At 63.3% G+C, this 824-nt stretch carries 2 protein-coding genes; one reads left to right on the plus strand and one right to left on the minus strand.

Annotation, left to right across the window (positions count from 1 at the left end):
- Window positions 1-94: 94 nt before the first annotated feature.
- Window positions 95-424 carry an STAS domain-containing protein gene (locus F6Q13_RS18225; protein ID WP_293059538.1) on the minus strand — a complete coding sequence of 110 codons (330 nt, stop codon included), beginning with the start codon at window positions 422-424 and terminating at the stop codon, window positions 95-97.
- Here F6Q13_RS18225 and F6Q13_RS18230 point away from each other — a divergent pair.
- Window positions 320-673: a hypothetical protein gene (locus F6Q13_RS18230; protein WP_293059541.1), complete on the plus strand. Its 354-nt coding sequence runs from the start codon at window positions 320-322 to the stop codon at window positions 671-673. The genes F6Q13_RS18225 and F6Q13_RS18230 overlap by 105 nt on opposite strands.
- The last annotated feature ends 151 nt before the right edge of the window (window positions 674-824 follow it).

The raw sequence follows: 824 nt of genomic DNA on the forward strand, positions 1-824 counted from the left end.
ACGTGTCGCGTCTGCTCGCCAAATCGCTGACGCGGCTGCGAGATCAGCTCGACTCTTGACCTCAAGGCCGTTCATGCGGGTCCGGTGCTAACGGTCAACCTCGAACACTCCGGGAACCCAAAACCCACCGATCAACCGAGCACCCGGCCGGCGTGTCAGCGACCCACGTGCCTCGCCGATGCAGCTCTTCGTCGGGTTCCGGTGCTTCGGCAACAGGCAGGGCGTTGTCGGGGTCGCAGATGCGCAGTAACCGGACCACCGCCCGGCTGGGCACCAGAGCCCAGCGGACGTCGGCACCGGCGCACCGGACGTTGATGGTGTGAAGTACCGAAAAGCCTGCAGTGCCAAAGAATTTCAGTCCACTCAAGTCCAGGATGAGTTGGTCGGCCTCGGCCGTGCAACACTGAACGTAATCGGCGAGCAGGGTGGCATTGGAAGCGTCGAGTTCGCCGTATGCGGCGACCACGGTGGCCGATGGCCCACTGTGGGCGACGAAACGGGCGGCGTGGTTTCCCTGCGGCGGAAATCGGTCATGCGTCTCGGTGAACCGTCTGGCAACAGGCATGGCAACTCCATCAGTAAACGGGCGTTTGTGCTGTGGATCACGTCAGCGGCATCGATGCGGCGGGAAAAAGTCCCGCACGTACTTGACGTTGTTTCCGGACGGCTGTGATCTCAACCTGTTTGAAACGCTACTCCGGCGGCGTCGGCCCGACAACGTAGCTGGTGAGGGCGACGCTCAGCGACAGCGTGCTGATCGGGGCGGTCCTAATTGATCTCGGCGAGGACCGTACCCTGCGTGATCGCCGCACCGGCCTCGACCG

This window comes from Mycobacterium sp., assembly GCF_008709575.1.
GTDB lineage: Bacteria > Actinomycetota > Actinomycetes > Mycobacteriales > Mycobacteriaceae > Mycobacterium.